Below are 19,735 nucleotides of genomic sequence, written 5' to 3' on the forward strand. Positions count from 1 at the left end.
CATAAACTTTACGACTGACAAGACAATGAAAAGAGGAAGGTCCATGTTAAAGAAGAAAGGCATTACGTTAAGCCCGTCGCTGTATTTCGTGACGGCGCTCAGTTATATGGCGCTCGGTCTATTCAGCACGCTCATTATCGGGCTGATCATAAAGACGATTGGGGGACAACTGAGTGAGGCGGGAATCGGTCCGTTCGGTACGACGCTCATCGCCATCGGAGACGTTGCGATCAGCTTGACCGGGCCGGCCATCGGAATCGCCATCGCCTATGCCTTGCAGGCACCGCCGCTCATCTTGTTCGCCGCGCTCGTCGTCGGGACGTTCGGCTATGAGTTCGGACCGGCCGGAAGCTACGTGGCGACGCTTCTCGCCGTCGAAGTCGCAAAACTCGTCTCGAAATCGACGAAACTCGATATTCTCGTGACCCCGTTCACGACGATCGCTGTCGGCTATATGAGCGCGACGTATATCGGAAAGTATGTCGGTCTATTCATGACGCAGCTCGGGACGTGGATTGAATGGGGGACGGAACAACAGCCGCTGTTCATGGGGGTCGTCGTTGCCACACTCATGGGACTCGCATTGACGGCGCCGATTTCGAGTGCGGCCATCGCCCTCATGCTCGGTTTGAGTGGAATCGCCGCTGGGGCCGCCACCGTCGGATGTGCCGCTCAAATGATCGGCTTTGCCGTCACTAGTTATCGGGATAACGGTATCGGCGGGGCCGTTGCCCAAGGGATTGGCACGTCGATGCTCCAAGTCGGAAACATTGTCAAAAATCCATGGATTCTTTTGCCACCGACGCTCGCTGGAGCCGTGCTCGCACCAATCGCCATCTTATTGTTCGAACTTGAAAGCGTCGCGGCGGGCGCAGGGATGGGGACGAGTGGCCTTGTCGGACCAATCGTGATGCTCGAGACGATGGGATTCAGTTGGCATACGGTCATCGTCGTCGCAGGCTTCCTGTTCGTCGGACCGGCGCTTCTCAGCTTTGCGGTTTATCAAGTGCTCACTCGTATGAACCGAATCCGGCCGAACGATATGAAAATCGAATATTGAGCACAAAAAAAGCGTTTCTTGAGCAGAAACGCTTTTTAGATTCCAAAAAATTGCCGAACCGCCTCGACCGTCTCGCGGGGCACACGAAAGCTCGCTAAGAAGAGGGCGAGGAGCAAAACGTAGACGGGGATGAGGAACCGTTTCCGAACGATTGGTAAATAACGGGCCGCCTTTTTGAACGCCTTCTCGACAACGTAAATGACCGCGAAGCCGACGACGAGCCATATTAAAATCTCGGTCCGACTCTTGTCCGTATCGATGAACAAATAGCCGTAACGGAGTATGGCGAGCATACCGACGACGCCGACGAGTTGCTCGAGCGGATGTTTCATTTCCGGGTTCAATTGTTCCCGCGTCCATTTAGTCATATCGTCACCTTTTTCTAATAGTCTTCGCCCTCGATTATAGCAAAACGTGAGAGCGGAATGTAAGAACGGACATATGCTATCATGAATGAGGAAAAAAGAACAGGAGTGGTGAAAAATGAATCAATTGACATCTTTAGAACAGTATACGAATGCGAAACAAGAAAAGAGCGTCTTCATGTTCTCGGCGACATGGTGTGGCGATTGTCGTTTCCTCGACCCGTTCATGCCGGAGATTGAAGCAAAATTCTCCGATTGGACGTTCTATTACGTCGACCGCGACGAATGGATGGAACTCGCACAAGAGCATGACATCTTCGGGATTCCAAGTTTTGTCGCTTTCAACAACGGGCAAGAGGTCGATCGTTACGTCGGCCGTGAACGGAAGACACCGGAACAGGTCGAAGCGTTCTTGAACGGATTAGGGTGATCCCATGGAACGGAATGAACTGAGACGACACATCAAACGTCATTTCGCGGAAGGGTACCGGACGTCTTATGATCGCGAGAACGAAGTGCTCCGCATTGAACGGACGAGCGATCGCGTCGGCGTCAACATCCGACTTGCCCCACTCGTCGCGAAAGCAAAAGTGCGTGGCGTCGTCGCCATCGAGGAAGTCGTCGAATACATTCAAACGGCCCTCGCGGCAGATGAGTCGGTCACGCTGATTGGTAATGAGAAAAACATCTATCCGGTCATCCGGGCCGCCTCGTTCGCGAAAGAGACGAAACAAGGCGAGGCGCTCGTCACAACACCGCATACGGCCGAAACGGCAATCTTTTATGCCCTCGATTTCGGGAACGGATATCGTTTGATTGAAGAGCGCCATTTGACGGAATCGATGACGCGCAAGCGTCTTGAGGACATCGCGCGTGACAACGTCATGACGTTGCCGACCGAGTTGAAACGAGACGAGGTTGCCGGGAATACGTTTTATTTCTTGGCAGCCCGTGACGGGTACGAGGCGTCTCGAATCTTGAACGATGATTTTTTACGGGTCATGGAGCGACGGATGGAGGGGGACATGCTCGTCGGTGTCCCGCACCAAGACGTGTTGATCATCGCTGACATTCAAAATGATGCCGGCTACGATGCGATGCAACAGCTCATGTTCGACTTTTTCACGAACGGACGCATCCCCGTCACGGCGCTCGCGTTCCATTATGAGGCCGGGACACTCGAACCAATTTTCATTGTTGGAAAAAAGAACCCACCAACCGACGCATAATCTGCTAAACTATGTGTGTCTAGTTTGAAAGAAGGGGCGTATTTACGTATGCAAATCAATGCTTTTTATAACCGTCAAGGAATCGGCGATGTGCTCATGGTGTTATTGAGAGAAGGCGATCGTCATCGCCAAATCGTCGAACGGAAAGACGATGTCGCCATCGTCAAGTCGACAAATGGAAAAGTGAACGGATACAACATTTTCAATGCGAGCAATTACTTTAACGTGGCCGACTGGCACGGGCCGGTCGAATTGACGGCAGAACTGATTGAAACGCTCGGTGTCATCTTGCGCAAGCAAAACATCGAGGCCGATCTTTCTGGCGTCGATTTCACGCCGAAGTTTGTCGTCGGGTACGTCGAATCGGCAGAGAAACACCCGGATGCGGATAAATTGTCGATATGCCAAGTCGAGACCGACCAAGGGACCGTCCAAATCGTCTGTGGCGCCCCAAACGTCGCGACCGGACAAAAAGTCGTCGTCGCCAAGCCGGGAGCGGTCATGCCGTCAGGGTTGATCATTCGTCCGTCTAAACTTCGTGGTGAGTCGTCACAGGGAATGATTTGTTCGGCCCGCGAACTCAATTTGCCTGACGCACCGCAAGAAAAAGGGATTTTAGTATTAGATGACGAATATGAAGTAGGGAAAGCATTTGAAATCGGTCGCTAAACTCGACCGATTTTTTGCTAAATAGGATTGAGTGAAAAAGCGAGGAATCGAGTATGGATGCATATGAACGTTCATTAAAACAACAGGCCGAGCGTATTCGCCGGGAATTGTCCCAAGAAGGAAAAAAGGCGGTGCCGGTCCCGAAAGTCGAGACACCAGAAGAGTTCATCCCGTCGGACGTCCCGTCACCGATTTACGGCTACGCGCGTCCGAAACCGAAAATCAATTTGCCATCTGAACATTCGCCGGAGACACGCTCCGATTTGAACGCTGATTCAAAATATGTGGAAGAGGCATCGACAGCAGAACCGTTCGTACCAGAGGCGACCGAGGAAACGGTAAATCGGGCCGAGCTGTTCCACGGGGCGCAATCGCCCCCAGTCGTCTCGGAGACGGTCGAAGAGGAGACAGAGACGGAAGAGTCGGTCGATGAAACGGTAGACGTCGAACGTGACTTGGCAGTCGAGCCAGAAGCTGCGCCGGAGACATTGGTTGAAGTGCCGGCGAACGAGGTCACGATTTCCCCGGAAATTGAAGAACCGACCTTCGATGCTACGCAAGGAGAGCCAGTTGACGAGATTGAGGAGAAGACGGGTCTTGGCGACGTATCCATCCTTGAAGGCGGATTTGCTTCGGTATTTATGGGGTCGACTGAGTTATCACCTTCAAAAGTCGTCATCCGTGACGAGAAAGAGGCCGCGTCATCCGAACCGATCAACGTCGAGGAAACTTCTGTTGAACAAGTCGCACCGATTGTCGAGGATGTTGCAAAGACATTACAGACCGACACCGAGCAGACTGTAGTAGAAGATGGAGCGGAACTGACGCCTGCTGTTAGCGTATCCTACAAAGCAGAAGGCCCGCCGCTGAACGTCATGATGACACCGCAAGACCGAATGGCGATGTATCGCAAGCGGCGTCTCGATCAAAAAAACAATAATCTGTAATAGCATGACACCTAGAGTTTTGCTATAATGACAAAGGTTTGTCGCATTTTTTCGCAAACCGCAATGAATTAGGGGGGCTATTTACAGATGAACCGTTATCACTTCGTCGGAATTAAAGGAACGGGCATGAGTCCTTTAGCGCAAATTTTAAATGATATGAATAATGAAGTCCGAGGCTCGGACGTTGAAAAAGCATTTTTTACTGAAGAAGCATTGAATCGCAAAGGAATCGAGATCCTGCCGTTTGATCCTGAAAATATTACAGAAGGTCAAATCGTCGTGCAAGGGAACGCGTTCACTGACGACCATCCTGAAGTCGTCCGGGCGCGCGAGCTCGGATTGACGATCTATAAATATTACGAGTTCCTCGGTGAACTCGCGGATCATTACACGAGCGTGGCCATCACCGGCTCACACGGGAAGACATCGACGACAGGTCTGTTGGCCCACGTCATGCGCGGCATCGAACCGACGTCGTTCTTGATTGGCGACGGGACGGGCGAAGGGGTCGAAGACTCTAAAAACTTCGTTTTCGAAGCGTGCGAATACAAGCGCCACTTCCTATATTATCGTCCTGACTATGCCATCATGACGAATATCGACTTTGACCATTCGGACTATTTCTCTGGACTCGATGATGTCATTGACGCGTTCCAAGAGATGGCGAAACAAGTCAAAAAAGGAATCATCGCATGTGGAGATGATGAGAATCTCCAACACATTCAAGCAAACGTACCAATTGTGTATTACGGATTCGGTGCGCACAACGATTTCCGGGCTGAAAACGTTGAATCGACCGATCGCGGCACGACGTTTGACGTGTTCCTACGGGACGACTTCTACGGTACGTTCCGCATCCCGGGTTACGGTAACCATAGCGTCTTGAACGCGCTCGCTGTCATCGCGACGTGCGACTACGAGAACTTGCCAAAAGAGCTCGTCAAAGATCGCCTCGAGACGTTCAATGGCGTAAAACGTCGCTTTAGCGAATCGACGCTCGGGAATCAAGTGCTTGTCGATGACTACGCGCATCACCCGCGGGAGATTAGTGCGACCGTCGAAGCAGCTCGCAAGAAGTACGCGGGCCGTGAGGTCGTGGCTGTATTCCAACCGCACACGTACACCCGTCTCAAATCGTTCATGGACGATTTTGCGGCGTCGCTCGCTGAAGCGGACGCGGTCTACTTGTGTGACATTTTCGGTTCGGCTCGCGAGCAAGAAGGGACGGTCACAATCGAAGACCTCCAATCACGGATCGAAGGGGCGAACGTGTTGAAACGTGGCGGCACACAGGTGCTTCGCGCACACGACAACGCCGTGCTCTTGTTCATGGGCGCTGGGGATATCCAGACGTATCAACGAGAGTATGAAGAGATTGTTCGTCAAGAAGCATAAGTTGCGAGCGGCTGCGGCCGCTCGTTTTTTCGTGTTTAATTTTCTTATAAGACGGAAATAATACTATCGACTGATTACGGAAAAGGAGATGTTATGAATGGCAAGTCAAGGCGCATTGAACACGTTAAACAAAGAAGTGGCCAACTATGGCCTCTTGTTCGTGAAACTCCACAACTATCATTGGTATATTAGCGGGCCACACTTCTTCACGTACCACGAGAAGTTAGAGGAACTGTATAACCTCGTCGCGGAACTTTACGACGACGTGGCGGAGCGACTGCTCATGAATGACGGCGAACCGTATGCGACGATGAAAGAGTATTTAGAGCATTCGACGCTTCAAGAAGGAGATCGTCACGCCGAGACGGATCAGATGATCAAAGACATCATCGGCGACTTCAAACAGATTCGCCAAGAGATGCAAGATGCGATGGAGAACTTCGAGGACGGGGACGAAGCGATTGAGGACACGTTCGTCTCTCACATCGAGCGTCTCGAGAAAGAGATTTGGATGATGTCGGCAGCGCTCGGCAAGAAGACGAAGCTGTAAGCAAAAAAGCGTGCCACCGGGGTAAACTGTACCCTGAGTAGTAGACACTAAAAAAAAGTCTACTGCTCAGGGTTTTTGTGTACACTGGACTAAATCATATTGGGAGTGAATTCGAGTGTCGAAGAAGATATTTACGTCAAAAGAAATAGATGCGCTAGCCGCAAATCCTTACGTTAAATCTGTGAGCCCGAAAGGGATCACGTATACCGATGAGTTTAAGGAACTTTTTATAGCACAGACGTTGGAAGGAAAGTTCCCTGTGGAAATCTTCCGGGGATGTGGATTCGATGTGGAGGTACTCGGTGAACGGCGTATGAGTTCTTGTAAAAATCGTTGGACACGAGCTTACCGAAAAGATGGGGTAATGGGGCTGCGCGATACACGATCAAGTAATTCAGGACGTTGGAGGGATAAAGAGCTGTCGACAGAAGAACGGTACGCGAAGCTCGAGGCCGAAAACAAACTGTTGAAAGCAGAGGTCGAACTATTAAAGGAGATCCGCCTGGCGGAAGGGAGAGGAAAGCTGGACTTAACGCATCGCAAAAGTATGAGCTGATTCAAGGTGTCATCATCAAGCACAAAATGAAGGGGATGGTCAGCCATCTCTGCCAGGTGGCCGGGGTGTCACGTCAGGGATACCACGCCTATTTCTCGAAACGGAGGAGACAGATCAGACAGGAGCGCGAATCGAAAGACGTGGCTCTTCGTGACCTCGTTCTGAAGGCGTTCCACTTCAAGAAGCGCAAGAAGGGTGCTAGGCAGATCAAGATGGTGCTGTCTGGTCATTTCGGTGTGACGATGAACCTGAAGTGTATCCGACGTATCATGCGGAAATACAACATCGTTTGTCCAATCCGCAAGGCGAAGCCATACAAACGGCTCATTAAGGCGACGGCCGAGCACCGGGTGGTGCCGAATCGCCTCAAACGCGAATTCAAACAGGGCACTCCCTACAAGGTGCTTCTCACCGATATCACCTACATATTTTACGGGAACGGTAAGCGAGCCTATCTTTCGACCATCGTGGACGGTTCGACCAATGAGGTACTGGCGCATCAACTCTCTGAGAACATCAATCTCGACATTGTATTGGATACGTTGAAGCGTTTACGGAAGAACCGGAGGATTCGCTTGGACAAGGACGCATTCATCCATTCAGATCAAGGAGGGCACTACACGAGCCCGACCTATCAGAAAGAGGTGAAGCGTATGAAGCTAGGTCAATCCATGTCCCGACGGGGCAACTGTTGGGATAACGCTGTCCAGGAATCATTCTTTGGACATTTCAAGGATATCGTCGAGTTAAAGGCCTGTACCACGTTCGATTCACTACAGCGTGAAATCCGAAAAACCATTAACTATTACAACCATCATCGTTATCAATGGAACATGAAAAAGATGACTCCCGTACAGTACAGGAATCATCTCCTTGAATCAGCATAAGTTTTTTTATTAATGTCCTTTACAAGGGGTACAGATTAGGGCACGCTTTTTGTTATTTCAAATTTTCTGGATTGAGTGGCAAGAGCGAGTCGACGACGAAGCGACCGTCTTTCCGAATCAACACGTCATCGAACCAAATCTCGCCGCCGCCGTAGTCCGGGCGTTGGATGTTGACGAGGTCCCAGTGGATGGACGAGTCGTTACCGTTATAAGCGTCGTCATACGCCTGACCCGGTGTGAAGTGGAAACTACCATCAATCTTCTCATCAAACAAGATGTCTTTCATCGGGTGTTGGATGTATGGGTTGACGCCGATGGCGAACTCGCCGACGTAACGGGCGCCTTCGTCCGTATTGAACACGTCGTTGATACGGTCCGTATCGTTTGCCGTCGCCTCGACGATCTTTCCGTCTTGGAACGTCAATTTCACGTTCTCGTACGTGAACCCGTGATACGGTGACGGCGTGTTGTACGTGATGACGCCGTTGATTGAGTCTTTCACCGGCGCTGTGAACACTTCACCGTCCGGGATGTTCATTTGGCCCGAGCATTTGATGGCCGGGATGTCTTTGATGGAGAACGTGAGGTCCGTTCCCGGTCCTGTAATCGTCACGCGGTCGGTCTCGTTCATGAGGCTGACGAGGGCGTCCATCGCCCGGTCCATCTTGCCGTAGTCGAGCGTGCAGACGTTGAAGTAAAAGTCTTCGAACGCCTCGGTCGATTTCCCGGCGAGTTGGGCCATCGACGGCGACGGATAGCGGAGTACGACCCAGCGCGTCCCTTTGACGCGGTCTTCTGTGTGCATTTTCCCGATTGTCGCGCCGACAAGTTTTTGCTGTTCGGCCGGCACATCGGATAATTCATTGATGTTGTCCCCGGCACGAAGACCGATATAGGCGTCCATTGCTTGCATCTGTTTCCGTTCGATATCTGCCATCAGCTCGAGCTGTTCTCGGCTCGCTCCCATGTAGAGCTTGCGCAGGATTCGACTCTCTTTCAACAAGACGAATGGATGACCACCTGCTTCGTACGCCTTCTCGACGAGTGCCTCGACGAGCGATTCTTCGACTCCAAAATTCTCGATTAGCACGCGTTCCCCCGGCTTCAATTCAACCGAATAGTTGATTAACCCATCCGCGAGTTGCGTGATTCTTGGATCTCTCATACGTCCACCCCTTAACTTTTTTAATTTTTTTCTATTTTAGTGTAATCGAAAACATAAAAACGGGTAAAGGAATAATCAGACCGGATGGCGAAAACGGTTGAGACAAATCTTTTCAGTCATAATGGTGCTATAATGAAACCACCATATTATTGAACAGGAGGAATGATTGGATGGAAATCACATTGGGAGGCATCGCGGGACTGATTGCTGCACTCGCGTTTGTCGTACTCGTCTTTTTCTTGGCGCGTGTCTTATCGAACGTGAACCGGACACTCGGTAGCGTCGCGAACACGACCGAGAATTTAGAACGACAGTTGGATGGGATTACGATGGAAGTGACGGCGCTCTTACATAAGACGAACCGTCTCGTGGATAACGTAGAAGAGAAAACAGAATTGCTCGCACCAGTGGCTCACGCCCTTGACGAGCTCGGCACGTCACTCAATGAAGTGACCGAGTCAGTCCGGACAGTGTCTTCGTCTGTACACGTGGCAGCCGATGAAAACAAAGAACAAATCGCGCAAGCGGTCCGATGGGGATCGGTCGCTGTGGAATTATTCAAGAAAAACAAAAGCGAGACTGGCAACGAACGTCCATCTCGTCGTCGTGGACGACGTGAACGGAAAGAAGAAACACCGTCTGTCTCACCGGGTGTCGTCGCAACGGATGACACATTAAAATCTTAATCATCTCTAGGAGGAACGTACACATGACATACGACAAAAACAATTCACAACACACACAACAGTCATCAGGCGGAGGCTTTTTAGCCGGAGTCGTACTTGGGGGAGTCATCGGGGCGGCGGTCGCGCTTCTCACGTCGCCGAAGAGTGGACGTGAAGTACGGACGTACCTTGATGAGAAGACGGCCACTTCACGTGAGCGTTTGACGGTCAAATCGAAAGAAGTCCGTGAGAAGGCCGAACCGGTCGTCGGAGAATGGATTAAAGTCGCAAGCGACAAGTCGGCTCCGCTTCTTGAGAAAGCAGCACCGGTCCTTAACCTCGTGAAGGACAAAGCCCGTGAAGCGGCCGAGCTCAAACAGCAGGTCGACGAAGATGAACTGTCGATTGAAGAAGCGATGGAGAAGGCCGACCAACTCGTCGCTGAAGCAGAGGCGGAAGTGAAAGAGCAACTCGATCGAGCGGCAGACGAGACATCGAACGACTCGAAGGAAGCAACGAAAGATGACTCGAAGAAAGCAACGAAAGATGACTCGAAGCAAGCTGACTCATCTTCTGGCCAAGCCAAGAAACAAGAACAGGCCAAACCGGAGAGTAGTCGTGATGAGTCAACGAACCATGAATCGGAGTTTGAAGCACCGATTAAGGATTTGCTCGATGACGAGTCGAAACAAGAACTTAAAGAGTTGAAACAAGATTTGAAGAACGGCAAGAAATAAACGGTGATACCCAGGTCTCCTGGGTATTTTTTTTGTGGAATCTGTGTCGGCGACCATTTGTCTATGACAAAGCGAGAGAAGTTCGATATAATTAGGTTTCTGGAAAGAACGGCTTAGAAATGAGAGGGTAATTATGAGTCCACAAGATCAATTGAACCGATTACGTCGTGAAATGGATGAATTGAACCGAGAAATGCTTGATTTGCTCAGTCGTCGAGGAGAACTCGCGGTCGAGATTGGTAAAGTGAAACGTCTTCAAGGCGTCGAACGATACGATCCCGTACGCGAACGCGAGATGCTCGATTTTATTGCGGCCGAGAATCGAGGTCCTTTTGAGACGCCACGTCTTCAACATCTATTTAAAGAGATGTTCAAAGCGTCTGCCGAGCTGCAAGGGGAGGACCGTGATAAAACGCTCCTCGTCTCGCGGAAACGTCAAGCTGAGGATACGGTCGTCACGCTTGGCGGGGCGACGATTGGCAACGGACGCCCCCAATTGATTGCGGGGCCATGTGCCGTCGAATCATTCGAACAAGTGAACGCCGTCGCTGAGAAACTCGCCTTGTCCGGTGTGAAGATTATGCGCGGTGGCGCGTATAAGCCACGGACGTCGCCATACGATTTCCAAGGGCTCGGCTTTGACGGGCTCAAGCTGTTGAAACAAGCGGCCGACCGTCACGATTTACGAGTCATCTCTGAAATCATGACGCCAGGTGCGATCGACTCAGCGCTTCCATACGTGGACATCATCCAAGTCGGGGCCCGCAACATGCAGAACTTCGATTTGCTAAAAGAAGTCGGGAAGACGGATAAACCCGTGCTCTTGAAACGCGGGCTGTCGGCTACAATCGAAGAGTTCATCTATGCGGCGGAGTACATCATGGCGAGCGGGAACCATCAAATCATCCTTTGTGAGCGCGGCATCCGGACGTATGAACGGGCGACGCGCAACACACTCGATATCACGGCCGTGCCGATTTTGAAGCAAGAGACACATTTGCCGGTTATGGTCGATGTCACCCATTCGACCGGGCGCCGCGATTTGTTGCTTCCGGCTGCGAAGGCGGCACTTGCTGTCGGGGCCGACGGTGTCATGGTCGAAATGCATCCGAATCCGGCCATCGCCTTGTCCGATGCCCAGCAACAGCTCGATTTCGACCAGTTTGATGAATTTGTGAACGGATTGACGACACAATTCCCTCAACTTGATTTGGTAAAAAAGTAAGCTTTCCAATTGGAAACGTTTTATATGGCGTGAAGACAGGGTAAAATGATGACAGATACCTGTCTTCCTTTTTTGACACGTTTTTTGAAAATCGTTTGAAAATCATTGCTTGTAGGAGGAGTTTTAATGAATAGTAACAATGTAACGATCTATGATGTCGCACGAGAGGCCGGGGTGTCGATGGCGACCGTCTCTCGTGTCGTCAACGGAAACCCGAACGTCAAACCGACGACCCGTAAGAAAGTCCAGGACGCAATTGACCGTCTCGGTTATCGTCCGAACGCTGTCGCACGTGGTCTTGCGAGCAAGAAGACGACGACGGTCGGCGTCATCGTACCGGATATCTCGAACATTTTCTTTGCCGACCTTGCGCGCGGTATCGAAGACGTCGCGACGATGTACAAGTACAACATCATCCTCGGGAACTCGGATGCGAACCGGGATAAAGAGATTCACTTGTTGAACACGCTTCTCGGGAAACAAGTCGACGGCATCATCTTCATGGGCGGCCGTCTTCACGAAGATCTCGTCGAAGAGTTCAAGAAATCACCGGTTCCAATCGTCTTGGCCGCGACGTTGAACCAAGGCTATGACCTGCCGGCGGTCAATATCGACTATGAGCAGGCGGCATATGACGCGACCGAAATGTTGATTGGCCACGGCCACAAACAAGTCGGTTTCATAACTGGCCCGCTCGAGCAACAAATCAACGGCGAGAAGAAGTTCGCCGGTTATCGCCGGGCACTTGAAGATGCCGGTCTTCCGTTCCAGGAGAACGACGTCATCCTCGGTAACTACACGTACGCCTCGGGCCTCGAAGCGATGCAGAAGATGCTTGAGCGTGACGATTGCCCGAAAGCCATCTTCGCTGGAACGGATGAGATGGCGCTCGGCGTCATCCATGCAATTCAAGACGCGGGCTTCTCGGTCCCAAACGACTTTGAAGTCGTCGGCCACGATAACACGCGTCTTGCGACGATGATTCGTCCGAAATTGACGACGGTCGTCCAACCGATGTATGACATCGGTGCCGTCGCCATGCGTCTCTTGACGAAGATTTTGAACGCGGAAGAGATTGAAGAGAAGAACGTCGTCTTGCCACACCGCATTGAACGTCGCGACTCGTTACGAAACGACTGAACGAAAAAACACTTAAGCCGTCGACGGCTTAAGTGTTTTTTTTATAAGTAGAGTGATTTACGGTCGTTGGAGATGAACGGCCAGAACGCCCGTTTCGTCACTTCCCAGTTCTTTTCCTCGATTTGCTGGCGCCGTGGGATGTGGTCGAACGAATAGGTCGTATCGTCCCATCGCGTCGGTAACGGTTGATCGGCCCGATGCTGCCATTGCGCAATCCAATCGGCCGGAATGTCACCATGATAGGGTGCCTCGCGTGTCAGACCGGCCCACACTTGCGCCCAAGCGCGTGGCACGGTTCTGAACCAGTCATAACCACCACCGCCGAGGGCGACGAGCCGTCCCTCTGTATATTCATCGGCGAGCCGGGATGCAATTTGCGGGATTTGCTCGAACGTCCGAATCGTCGAGGCGAGGTGGGTGAGCGGGTCGAACGCATGTGCGTCGGCCCCGTTTTGCGTCAAAATGATGTCCGGCTTGAACCAAGCGCACGCCTCGCGTAACACCGTCTCATAACAATGAAGGAACGAGTCGTCCTGCGTGAAGGCGTCGACCGGGACGTTCCAACTGTAGCCGTATCCGTTCCCGTTCCCACGCTCGGTGACGGCACCTGTGCCAGGGAACAAGTAGCGTCCGGTCTCATGAATCGAGAGCGTCATGACGTCCGGGTCGTCATAAAACAGCCACTGTACGCCGTCCCCGTGATGGGCGTCAGTATCGACATAAAGCACCCGCATACCATACTGCTTACAGACGTGGGCGATGGCGACGGCCGCATCGTTATAGACGCAAAAACCGGACGCCTTCCGCTGCATGCCGTGATGTAGTCCGCCTCCGACGTGAAAGGCGCGTTCGACTTTCCCGCTCGCGACGAGGTCGAGCGCAAGCATCGTCCCACCGACGAGGCGGGCCGCCCCTTCGTGAATCGTCGGGAAAATGGGGGTATCTTCCGTACCGAGCCCGAACTTGTTCGCTTTTAGCCCGGTGAGCGTGCCGGCTGCCGCCGCTTGGACCGCCTCGATATAATCGCGGTCGTGGACGAGCGCCAAGTCTTCAATCGAAGCGAGTGGCGGGGCGATGCATTCATCACGTGACAGTTTTCCCGCTGTCGTCAAGAGCGAAGTCGTCAGCTCTAAACGAATCGGGTTGAACGGGTGGTCCGCATGGAAACGGTACGACGTCTCGTTTTCCCCGAATATGTAAGCCGGTCTCATTGCGACATCTCCGGCCCGAGCACGTCATAGCCTTCTCGTTTCAACCGTTCGATGATGCGGAGCGGGTTCATCGTCTGGACCCGGAACGAGATGATCCGTTTATACGGGTCTTCCGTCGGGTGGACGAAGACGTTGATGATGTTGACGTTCGTCTTGGCGAGAAGGCGCGTCACTTTCTCAAGCGTGCCGGTCGTGTTCTCGACAAGAATCTCGATTTGCGAACTCGGCTCAAGGGCACCGGTCAGCTGAACGAAATAACGAAGTAAATCGGTCTCGGTCAACACACCGACGAGTTTGCCTCGTTCGACGATCGGAAGGCACGTCAACCGGTGTTCATAGAACAGCGCGGCCGCATCTTCGAAAAAGTCGGCCGGGTGTGCCGTCACAAGATCGGTCCGCATGATGCTCGACACCGGGTTTTGAAAGTCGGCGCTCTCACTCTCCGGATGGAACACGCTCGTCGCTCCGCTCATCTCGAACTGTCCAATGATTCCGATGACTTGCCGGGCCGGATTCGTGACGATGAGGTGACGCACTTTATGGTCACGCATGAGCTTTGCCGCGTGGGCGATCGTATTCGTCGGTTGAATCGTCACGACGTGGCGATTCATCATTTGTTCAATCAGCATCGTAGCCCTCCTCAGTCATACATGAACCGGCGGCGGAGCCGGAGCGAGTCGAAATGGTCAATCGATTCTTGGCGGACGTTCTTGCCGATTCGTGCCATGAGACAGTTGGCCGGATGCGAGGCGATCTCTGGGTCGTCGGTCGGGAAGAAGACGAGCCCGCCGTGATTCATCATCTTCTCCATCACGTTCCGGTAGTCCCAAATCGATAGCCCGCTTCCTTTCAAATCCCAGTGCCAATAATATTCTGTCGTCAAAATCAAAAAGTCATCCATATGCGGGTCCATCATCGACACTTCGAGCAACTGTTTGCCAATGCGTTGGCCGCGATAGCGCGGGCTGACCTCAATCGCTCCGAGCTCGAGGATGTATGGGTCGTTCCCTTCGCTCCAGCGCTCATACGGGTCTGGATATAAGTACGTCACATAGCCGATAATCAACTCATCGACCCGGGCGACGATGATCCGGCCTTCTTTCAAGGCAGCGATTTCGACGAGCGCCTTATGTTGGTCTTCCGGCTCCCGGAACGCCGTCAATCCTTCGTCGAGGCGATACGTCGCAAGAACGTCACTCTCAATCGGTCCATCGATGATTACGGCTCCGAGTGAGGTTTCCCACACTTTTGAATGATACTGTTTTTCCATGGAGTCACCACCTTTTCCACTTCTTATTATAGCGCTTTCACGACCCGAGTTTCACACCGTTTTGGAGTTTTTGGAAATTCATTGATTTGTCATAATATTAACACTATACTGAAAGTGGTTATACCATTCATTGCAGGGGAGGCGAATCTTTAACGATGGAAAAATTGAAAGCGTTATCAGGGGAACATCAATTGGCGTCGTATGAAGATGCTTGTCAGTCGTTCGAGTGGACGCAAGCAGAAGCGTTATTGTCTTGGAATTTGACCGGGAATGTCAACATGGCGTATGAGGCGATTGATCGTCACGCAGAAGGGGAACTCGCGACGAAATTGGCCTTGCTCTACTTCGATGGGGATCGGGAAGAGCGCTACACGTACGCTGACATGAAACAAGAAAGCAATCGATCCGGGAACGTTCTGAAATCGGTCGGAGTGGAGAAAGGCGATCGTGTCTTCATCTTCATGCCACGGAGTCCAGAACTTTATTTTATTTTACTCGGTGCGATCAAGCTTGGCGCCATCGTTGGGCCGTTGTTTGAAGCGTTCATGGAACAGGCCGTCCACGACCGTCTGCTCGACTCGGAAGCGAAAGTGATCGTGACGACCGAGGCGCTGTTACCGCGCATCCCGTTGGAGCAGTTGCCGCAGTTGGAGACGATTCTCATCGTCGGCGATGACGTGTCAGAGAGCGGGAAGATCATCGATTACCGCAAGTTGGCACATGGCGCCTCGACGGACCTTGACATCACATGGGTCGACCGTGAAGACGGCATGATCCTGCATTATACGTCCGGCTCGACAGGGAAACCGAAAGGCGTGCTGCACGTCCATAACGCGATGATTCAGCACTTGATGACGGGAAAATGGGTGCTCGACTTGCAGGCCGACGACGTGTACTGGTGCACGGCCGACCCAGGTTGGGTGACGGGCACGAGTTACGGCATCTTCGCCCCGTTCTTGAACGGGACGACGAACGTCATCGTCGGGGGCCGGTTCAATCCGGAGTTTTGGTACTCGGTCATCGAACGGTTCGGTGTCACGGTCTGGTATAGCGCGCCGACGGCGTTCCGGATGCTCATGGGTGCGGGGGACGAGGCGTTTGAGAAGTACGACTTGTCGTCGCTCCGACACATCTTGTCGGTCGGTGAACCGCTCAACCCGGAAGTCATCCGTTGGGGCAATGAGTCGTTCGGCTTACGTATTCACGATACGTGGTGGATGACGGAGACTGGGGCGATGATGATTTGCAACTATCCGACGATGGACATCAAACCGGGTTCGATGGGGAAAGCCATCCCGGGTTGTGAGGCGGCCATCTTAGATGACCGTGGACAACCGCTCCCGCCGCATCGGATGGGCAATTTGGCACTCAAGACGCCATGGCCGTCGATGATGCGCAAGATTTGGAAGAACGATGCAAAGTATGAGAGCTACTTCTGGGGCGACTGGTACGTCTCAGGTGACTCGGCTTATATGGATGAGGACGGGTATTTCTGGTTCCAAGGCCGTGTCGACGACGTCATTATGACGGCAGGCGAGCGTGTCGGACCGTTCGAGGTCGAGAGTCGTCTCGTCGAGCATCCAGCTGTCGCCGAGGCCGGTGTCATCGGGAAACCGGACCCGGTCCGCGGCGAAATTATCAAGGCGTTCATCGCGCTTCGGAAAGGCTATGAGCCGTCCGACGAGTTAAAGGCGGAGATTCAAAAGTTTGTCAAAGAGGGGCTCGCGGCGCATGCGGCACCTCGGGAAATCGAGTTCAAAGACAAGTTGCCGAAGACGCGCAGCGGTAAGATTATGCGTCGTGTCTTGAAGGCATGGGAATTGAACCTTGAGACAGGTGATTTATCGACAATGGAAGATTGATTGAAAAAAAAGGTCGACACCGCGGTGTCGACCTTTTTGTCTTGCTTATTCGTCCGCGTCAGCCTCGGCCTCCGCTTCTTCTTGGGCTTTCTTTTCAGCCTCGGCTTTCTTCTTGGCTTCTTCTTCCGCTTTCTTCGCGTCTTCTGCCTTCTTCTTCGCTTCCGCCTCGGCTTTTTTCTTCGCCTCGGCATCTTTCTGTTCAGCAGCTTCGCGTTTCGCTTCTTCCGCCTCTTGTTTCGCTTCTTCTGCTTTCTGCTTCGCTTCCTCTTCCTTCTTCTTCTCTTCGACTTTCTTCTTCTCTGAGAACGTTCCAGAGTCTTGGAAGTCTTTTGACGTCACGCTAGATGGTTGCGTGAAGCGTGCGTTCGTGAACGTCTCCGGCTTATCCGCATACACGCGGTTCACGATTTGTGACCAAATCCGTTGCGTCCGCTGGTAGTATGGGCCGTATGGGTAAGCATCGGTCATCCCGAGTTTTTGGTTATCGTAACCAGACCAGACTGCGAGTGTGACGTCTGGCGTCGAGCCAACGAGATACGAATCTCGTTTCAATTGTGTCGTACCGGTTTTACCCATCCAGTCGCCCGGGGCGTTCAAAAGTGACTTGGCGTACGTCGCCGTACCTGACGTGTACACGTCACGCAACATGTCGACGACGAGGTAGGCCGTGCGATCGGAGTAAATCCGTTTCTTCTCAGGCTGGGCCTCAAAGATGATCTCGCCTTGGAACTCGACTTTATCGACGAAGTACGGGTTTACGTGTTCGCCGTAGTTGGCGAGCATCGCATACGTCGACGCGAGGTTGACCGGGCTGACTTCACCGACACCGAGTGCCATCGAGGAGGCTTTTCGGTTCGTATCCGATACGCCGATGCCCATATCGATGAGTTTCTGTGTGTCAGCCTCCATTTGGTTCCGTTCTTCATAAATTTTGACGGCAGGAACGTTCAATGATAGTTTGAGCGCGTCGCGGACAGTGACTGGGCCGCGGTACGTTTTCCCTTCGTTGTTGACCGGGTCTTTCCGTTCGCTGTAATCATATTGATAGAAGTATTCTTCGTCGATAATCGTCGTCGCAGGTGTGATCATGCCTGCCTCGATCGCATTCGCGTAAACGAGAATCGGTTTTGCGGTCGATCCGATTTGACGAGTCATCTGCGTGGCGTGGTTATATTCTTCAGTCTTTCCGTTAATATAGCGTCCACCGACGAAGCCGAGCACACGGCCCGTCTTGTTCTCGAGCATGACCGCGGCGGTCTGTTCCGGATAGCTCGTCCCGTCCGCATTTTGGTTCGGTCCGAAGTTATCCGCGTTTTTAGCCGGCTGCTGCATCGATTCGTGGATTTGCTTATCGAGCGTCAAGTGAATCTTATAACCGCCTTGACGGAGCGCGTTGTGCGCCCGTTTCCCGTAAGTCGAACGGACTTCGTTCCGTTCGTTTGGTCCGAGGTCGTTCAGGTTGATTCCGTCTTCTTGTAAGAAGTGGTTCGTCACGATGGCGAGCGCCTCACGTTCCGCTACGTCGACGAGATACGGATAACGGTCGCGCGGCTTCGATTGTGTCTTCATGAAGTCTTGCGTGATATCGTAGTTATACGCCGCATCATATTCTTCTTGTGTGATTTTCCCGGCGACGTACATTCGATTCAGTACCGTCTTCATCCGGTTGATGCCGGCGGTGACGTCTTCTTTAATGACTCCGCCTTGATAATATGGCGTGTAGAGGAACGGGTTTTTTGGAATCCCGGCAAGGAATGCCGCTTGCGGGAGTGTCAAATTCTCTGCCGACGTGTTGAATACGCCGCGAGACGCTGCTTCAATCCCGGAGATGTTGCGTCCCATCGAGTTGCGTCCGAACGAGACGACGTTCAAGTAGGCGTTCAAAATCTCATCTTTATCCATCGCTTTTTCGAGGCGGAGCGCGAGCAAAATCTCTTTCGCTTTCCGCTCGAACGACACTTCGTTCGTCAACATCTGGTTCTTGATGAGCTGTTGGGTGAGTGTCGAGCCGCCGGTCCGCTCTTCTGAACCGGTCGCTTCTTGCAAGATGGCACGGAGCGTCGCTTTCGGGACGACCCCGTCATGCTCGTAAAACTCGACGTCCTCGGTCGCTAACAACGCGTCGATGACGAACGGCGATACTTTATCGACTGGAATCGGCGTACGCACTTCATCGGTCGTGTAGTTCCCGATCCGTTCTCCGCTTCCGAAGTAAATGTCAGAGGTCGACGAGTACGTGTTGATTTGGGACGTCATCGTCTTATAGGCAGGGGTTGGCATGTCCTTGACGAGCGATGCGAAATACCCGGCGCCGATTCCGGCGCCTAAAAAACCGATGAGGACAACGGAGATGATCGTGAGCAGGAGTACGTTCCACGACACATCGTAAAATACATTGGCATAACGGCGGGCTTTCAAGGATGTTGGATTGTTCCATAAGTCTCGAATCTTTTGCAGCATGACAGCCTCCTTCATATGGTGTAAATCGATTGCAGACAGTAATATATTCGATTATAGCACAAGTCTTTCCCCACCTTATCGTGAATCGACCTTTCGTTGCAAGTTTCAATCTTGTTATTGACAACGTGGAAACCAAACTTATAAAATGAATGGCATAGTCATTATATCGATGCAATGAAGAAAGCGAAGTAGTCGGTGGACCGCTTGTCCAGAAAGCTAGTGGATGCTGTGAACTAGCCAATGTCAACTGATGAATTACACTTTTGGAGCATGCCGTTCGGCCGGGTCGAGACCGTTATCTCTCATGTAAAGTGGCCACAGCTGTGGCAATTAGGGTGGTAC

19 protein-coding genes and 1 other annotated feature (1 of these 20 running past the window's edge) are annotated in these 19,735 nt (G+C 52.3%); of the genes, 13 read left to right on the plus strand and 6 right to left on the minus strand.

Annotated features, from left to right (window positions below):
* The first annotated feature begins 43 nt into the window (after window positions 1–43).
* Window positions 44–1,060, plus strand: coding sequence for a PTS sugar transporter subunit IIC (locus RT52_RS01775; RefSeq protein ID WP_034814714.1), 1,017 nt, complete (start codon window positions 44–46; stop codon window positions 1,058–1,060).
* A gap of 35 nt (window positions 1,061–1,095) precedes the next feature.
* Here RT52_RS01775 and RT52_RS01780 read toward each other — a convergent pair whose 3' ends face one another.
* Window positions 1,096–1,428: an MLKL N-termimal domain-containing protein gene (locus RT52_RS01780; protein ID WP_081825909.1), complete on the minus strand. Its 333-nt coding sequence runs from the start codon at window positions 1,426–1,428 to the stop codon at window positions 1,096–1,098.
* A 115-nt stretch (window positions 1,429–1,543) separates the two neighbouring features.
* On the opposite strand from RT52_RS01780, the gene RT52_RS01785 reads away from it, so the two are divergent.
* The 7 genes from RT52_RS01785 (at window position 1,544) to RT52_RS16115 (ending at window position 7,658) form a co-directional block, all read left to right on the plus strand.
* Window positions 1,544–1,855: a thioredoxin family protein gene (locus RT52_RS01785; RefSeq protein WP_034809227.1), complete on the plus strand. Its 312-nt coding sequence runs from the start codon at window positions 1,544–1,546 to the stop codon at window positions 1,853–1,855.
* Window positions 1,856–1,859: 4 nt separating this feature from the next.
* Entirely contained in the window at window positions 1,860–2,654 is a 795-nt protein-coding gene (locus RT52_RS01790) for a DUF1444 family protein (RefSeq protein WP_034814716.1), read from the plus strand.
* A gap of 48 nt (window positions 2,655–2,702) precedes the next feature.
* The gene (gene ytpR, locus RT52_RS01795) at window positions 2,703–3,323 is read left to right on the plus strand and encodes a YtpR family tRNA-binding protein (RefSeq protein WP_034814718.1); all 621 of its coding nucleotides are present in this window, start codon (window positions 2,703–2,705) and stop codon (window positions 3,321–3,323) included.
* Window positions 3,324–3,376: 53 nt separating this feature from the next.
* Window positions 3,377–4,270, plus strand: coding sequence for a hypothetical protein (locus RT52_RS01800; protein ID WP_034814720.1), 894 nt, complete (start codon window positions 3,377–3,379; stop codon window positions 4,268–4,270).
* An 87-nt stretch (window positions 4,271–4,357) separates the two neighbouring features.
* Window positions 4,358–5,665 carry a UDP-N-acetylmuramate--L-alanine ligase gene (gene murC, locus RT52_RS01805; RefSeq protein ID WP_034814722.1) on the plus strand — a complete coding sequence of 436 codons (1,308 nt, stop codon included), beginning with the start codon at window positions 4,358–4,360 and terminating at the stop codon, window positions 5,663–5,665.
* A 97-nt stretch (window positions 5,666–5,762) separates the two neighbouring features.
* The gene (locus tag RT52_RS01810; protein WP_034814724.1) at window positions 5,763–6,215 is read left to right on the plus strand and encodes a Dps family protein; all 453 of its coding nucleotides are present in this window, start codon (window positions 5,763–5,765) and stop codon (window positions 6,213–6,215) included.
* 115 nt (window positions 6,216–6,330) lie between these two features.
* A protein-coding gene (locus tag RT52_RS16115; RefSeq protein WP_156028762.1) for an IS3 family transposase occupies window positions 6,331–7,658 on the plus strand; the annotation gives its coding sequence in 2 pieces (ribosomal slippage) (window positions 6,331–6,730 and window positions 6,730–7,658; 1,329 coding nt in all).
* Window positions 7,659–7,710: 52 nt separating this feature from the next.
* Here RT52_RS16115 and RT52_RS01825 read toward each other — a convergent pair.
* Window positions 7,711–8,823 carry an aminopeptidase gene (locus RT52_RS01825; protein WP_034814726.1) on the minus strand — a complete coding sequence of 371 codons (1,113 nt, stop codon included), beginning with the start codon at window positions 8,821–8,823 and terminating at the stop codon, window positions 7,711–7,713.
* 170 nt (window positions 8,824–8,993) lie between these two features.
* Between RT52_RS01825 and RT52_RS01830 the strand changes: the two genes are divergently transcribed.
* From RT52_RS01830 to ccpA, 4 genes are all read left to right on the plus strand, one after another.
* On the plus strand, window positions 8,994–9,509 hold the full coding sequence (locus RT52_RS01830; protein WP_034814728.1) for a DUF948 domain-containing protein: 516 nt from the start codon (window positions 8,994–8,996) through the stop codon (window positions 9,507–9,509).
* A gap of 23 nt (window positions 9,510–9,532) precedes the next feature.
* Window positions 9,533–10,225, plus strand: a complete 693-nt coding sequence (locus RT52_RS01835; protein WP_034814730.1) for a YtxH domain-containing protein — start codon at window positions 9,533–9,535, stop codon at window positions 10,223–10,225.
* A 133-nt stretch (window positions 10,226–10,358) separates the two neighbouring features.
* On the plus strand, window positions 10,359–11,450 hold the full coding sequence (locus RT52_RS01840; RefSeq protein WP_034814732.1) for a bifunctional 3-deoxy-7-phosphoheptulonate synthase/chorismate mutase: 1,092 nt from the start codon (window positions 10,359–10,361) through the stop codon (window positions 11,448–11,450).
* Between the two features lie 126 nt (window positions 11,451–11,576).
* Window positions 11,577–12,590, plus strand: coding sequence for a catabolite control protein A (gene ccpA, locus RT52_RS01845; protein ID WP_034809255.1), 1,014 nt, complete (start codon window positions 11,577–11,579; stop codon window positions 12,588–12,590).
* Window positions 12,591–12,631: 41 nt separating this feature from the next.
* On the opposite strand, the gene RT52_RS01850 is transcribed toward ccpA, so the two are convergent.
* From RT52_RS01850 to RT52_RS01860, 3 genes are read right to left on the minus strand one after another with little or no spacing between them, the layout of a single operon-like run.
* Window positions 12,632–13,801 carry an acetoin utilization protein AcuC gene (locus RT52_RS01850; protein ID WP_034814735.1) on the minus strand — a complete coding sequence of 390 codons (1,170 nt, stop codon included), beginning with the start codon at window positions 13,799–13,801 and terminating at the stop codon, window positions 12,632–12,634.
* Window positions 13,798–14,430, minus strand: a complete 633-nt coding sequence (locus RT52_RS01855; RefSeq protein ID WP_034814736.1) for an acetoin utilization AcuB family protein — start codon at window positions 14,428–14,430, stop codon at window positions 13,798–13,800. Before RT52_RS01855 ends, RT52_RS01850 begins: the two co-directional genes overlap by 4 nt.
* A gap of 11 nt (window positions 14,431–14,441) precedes the next feature.
* The gene (locus RT52_RS01860; RefSeq protein WP_034809260.1) at window positions 14,442–15,071 is read right to left on the minus strand and encodes a GNAT family N-acetyltransferase; all 630 of its coding nucleotides are present in this window, start codon (window positions 15,069–15,071) and stop codon (window positions 14,442–14,444) included.
* Between the two features lie 155 nt (window positions 15,072–15,226).
* Here RT52_RS01860 and acsA point away from each other — a divergent pair, with 155 nt between their 5' ends.
* Window positions 15,227–16,933: an acetate--CoA ligase gene (gene acsA, locus RT52_RS01865; RefSeq protein ID WP_034814738.1), complete on the plus strand. Its 1,707-nt coding sequence runs from the start codon at window positions 15,227–15,229 to the stop codon at window positions 16,931–16,933.
* 45 nt (window positions 16,934–16,978) lie between these two features.
* Here the strand turns inward: acsA and RT52_RS01870 are convergent, their stop codons facing one another.
* Window positions 16,979–19,393 carry a transglycosylase domain-containing protein gene (locus tag RT52_RS01870; RefSeq protein WP_051690241.1) on the minus strand — a complete coding sequence of 805 codons (2,415 nt, stop codon included), beginning with the start codon at window positions 19,391–19,393 and terminating at the stop codon, window positions 16,979–16,981.
* 165 nt (window positions 19,394–19,558) lie between these two features.
* Window positions 19,559–19,735, plus strand: a binding site (T-box leader) (it continues 21 nt past the right edge of the window).

Source organism: Exiguobacterium alkaliphilum 12/1, from assembly GCF_000714435.1.
In the GTDB taxonomy this organism is placed as follows: domain Bacteria; phylum Bacillota; class Bacilli; order Exiguobacteriales; family Exiguobacteriaceae; genus Exiguobacterium; species Exiguobacterium alkaliphilum.

Bases quoted from the DNA above. Each gene is read 5' to 3' on its own strand.
- RT52_RS01775 (WP_034814714.1), top strand. From the start codon at position 44: ATGTTAAAGAAGAAAGGCATTACGTTAAGCCCGTCGCTGTATTTCGTG.
- RT52_RS01780 (WP_081825909.1), bottom strand. From the start codon at position 1,428: ATGACTAAATGGACGCGGGAACAATTGAACCCGGAAATGAAACATCCG.
- RT52_RS01785 (WP_034809227.1), top strand. From the start codon at position 1,544: ATGAATCAATTGACATCTTTAGAACAGTATACGAATGCGAAACAAGAA.
- RT52_RS01790 (WP_034814716.1), top strand. From the start codon at position 1,860: ATGGAACGGAATGAACTGAGACGACACATCAAACGTCATTTCGCGGAA.
- ytpR (WP_034814718.1), top strand. From the start codon at position 2,703: ATGCAAATCAATGCTTTTTATAACCGTCAAGGAATCGGCGATGTGCTC.
- RT52_RS01800 (WP_034814720.1), top strand. From the start codon at position 3,377: ATGGATGCATATGAACGTTCATTAAAACAACAGGCCGAGCGTATTCGC.
- murC (WP_034814722.1), top strand. From the start codon at position 4,358: ATGAACCGTTATCACTTCGTCGGAATTAAAGGAACGGGCATGAGTCCT.
- RT52_RS01810 (WP_034814724.1), top strand. From the start codon at position 5,763: ATGGCAAGTCAAGGCGCATTGAACACGTTAAACAAAGAAGTGGCCAAC.
- RT52_RS01825 (WP_034814726.1), bottom strand. From the start codon at position 8,823: ATGAGAGATCCAAGAATCACGCAACTCGCGGATGGGTTAATCAACTAT.
- RT52_RS01830 (WP_034814728.1), top strand. From the start codon at position 8,994: ATGGAAATCACATTGGGAGGCATCGCGGGACTGATTGCTGCACTCGCG.
- RT52_RS01835 (WP_034814730.1), top strand. From the start codon at position 9,533: ATGACATACGACAAAAACAATTCACAACACACACAACAGTCATCAGGC.
- RT52_RS01840 (WP_034814732.1), top strand. From the start codon at position 10,359: ATGAGTCCACAAGATCAATTGAACCGATTACGTCGTGAAATGGATGAA.
- ccpA (WP_034809255.1), top strand. From the start codon at position 11,577: ATGAATAGTAACAATGTAACGATCTATGATGTCGCACGAGAGGCCGGG.
- RT52_RS01850 (WP_034814735.1), bottom strand. From the start codon at position 13,801: ATGAGACCGGCTTACATATTCGGGGAAAACGAGACGTCGTACCGTTTC.
- RT52_RS01855 (WP_034814736.1), bottom strand. From the start codon at position 14,430: ATGCTGATTGAACAAATGATGAATCGCCACGTCGTGACGATTCAACCG.
- RT52_RS01860 (WP_034809260.1), bottom strand. From the start codon at position 15,071: ATGGAAAAACAGTATCATTCAAAAGTGTGGGAAACCTCACTCGGAGCC.
- acsA (WP_034814738.1), top strand. From the start codon at position 15,227: ATGGAAAAATTGAAAGCGTTATCAGGGGAACATCAATTGGCGTCGTAT.
- RT52_RS01870 (WP_051690241.1), bottom strand. From the start codon at position 19,393: ATGCTGCAAAAGATTCGAGACTTATGGAACAATCCAACATCCTTGAAA.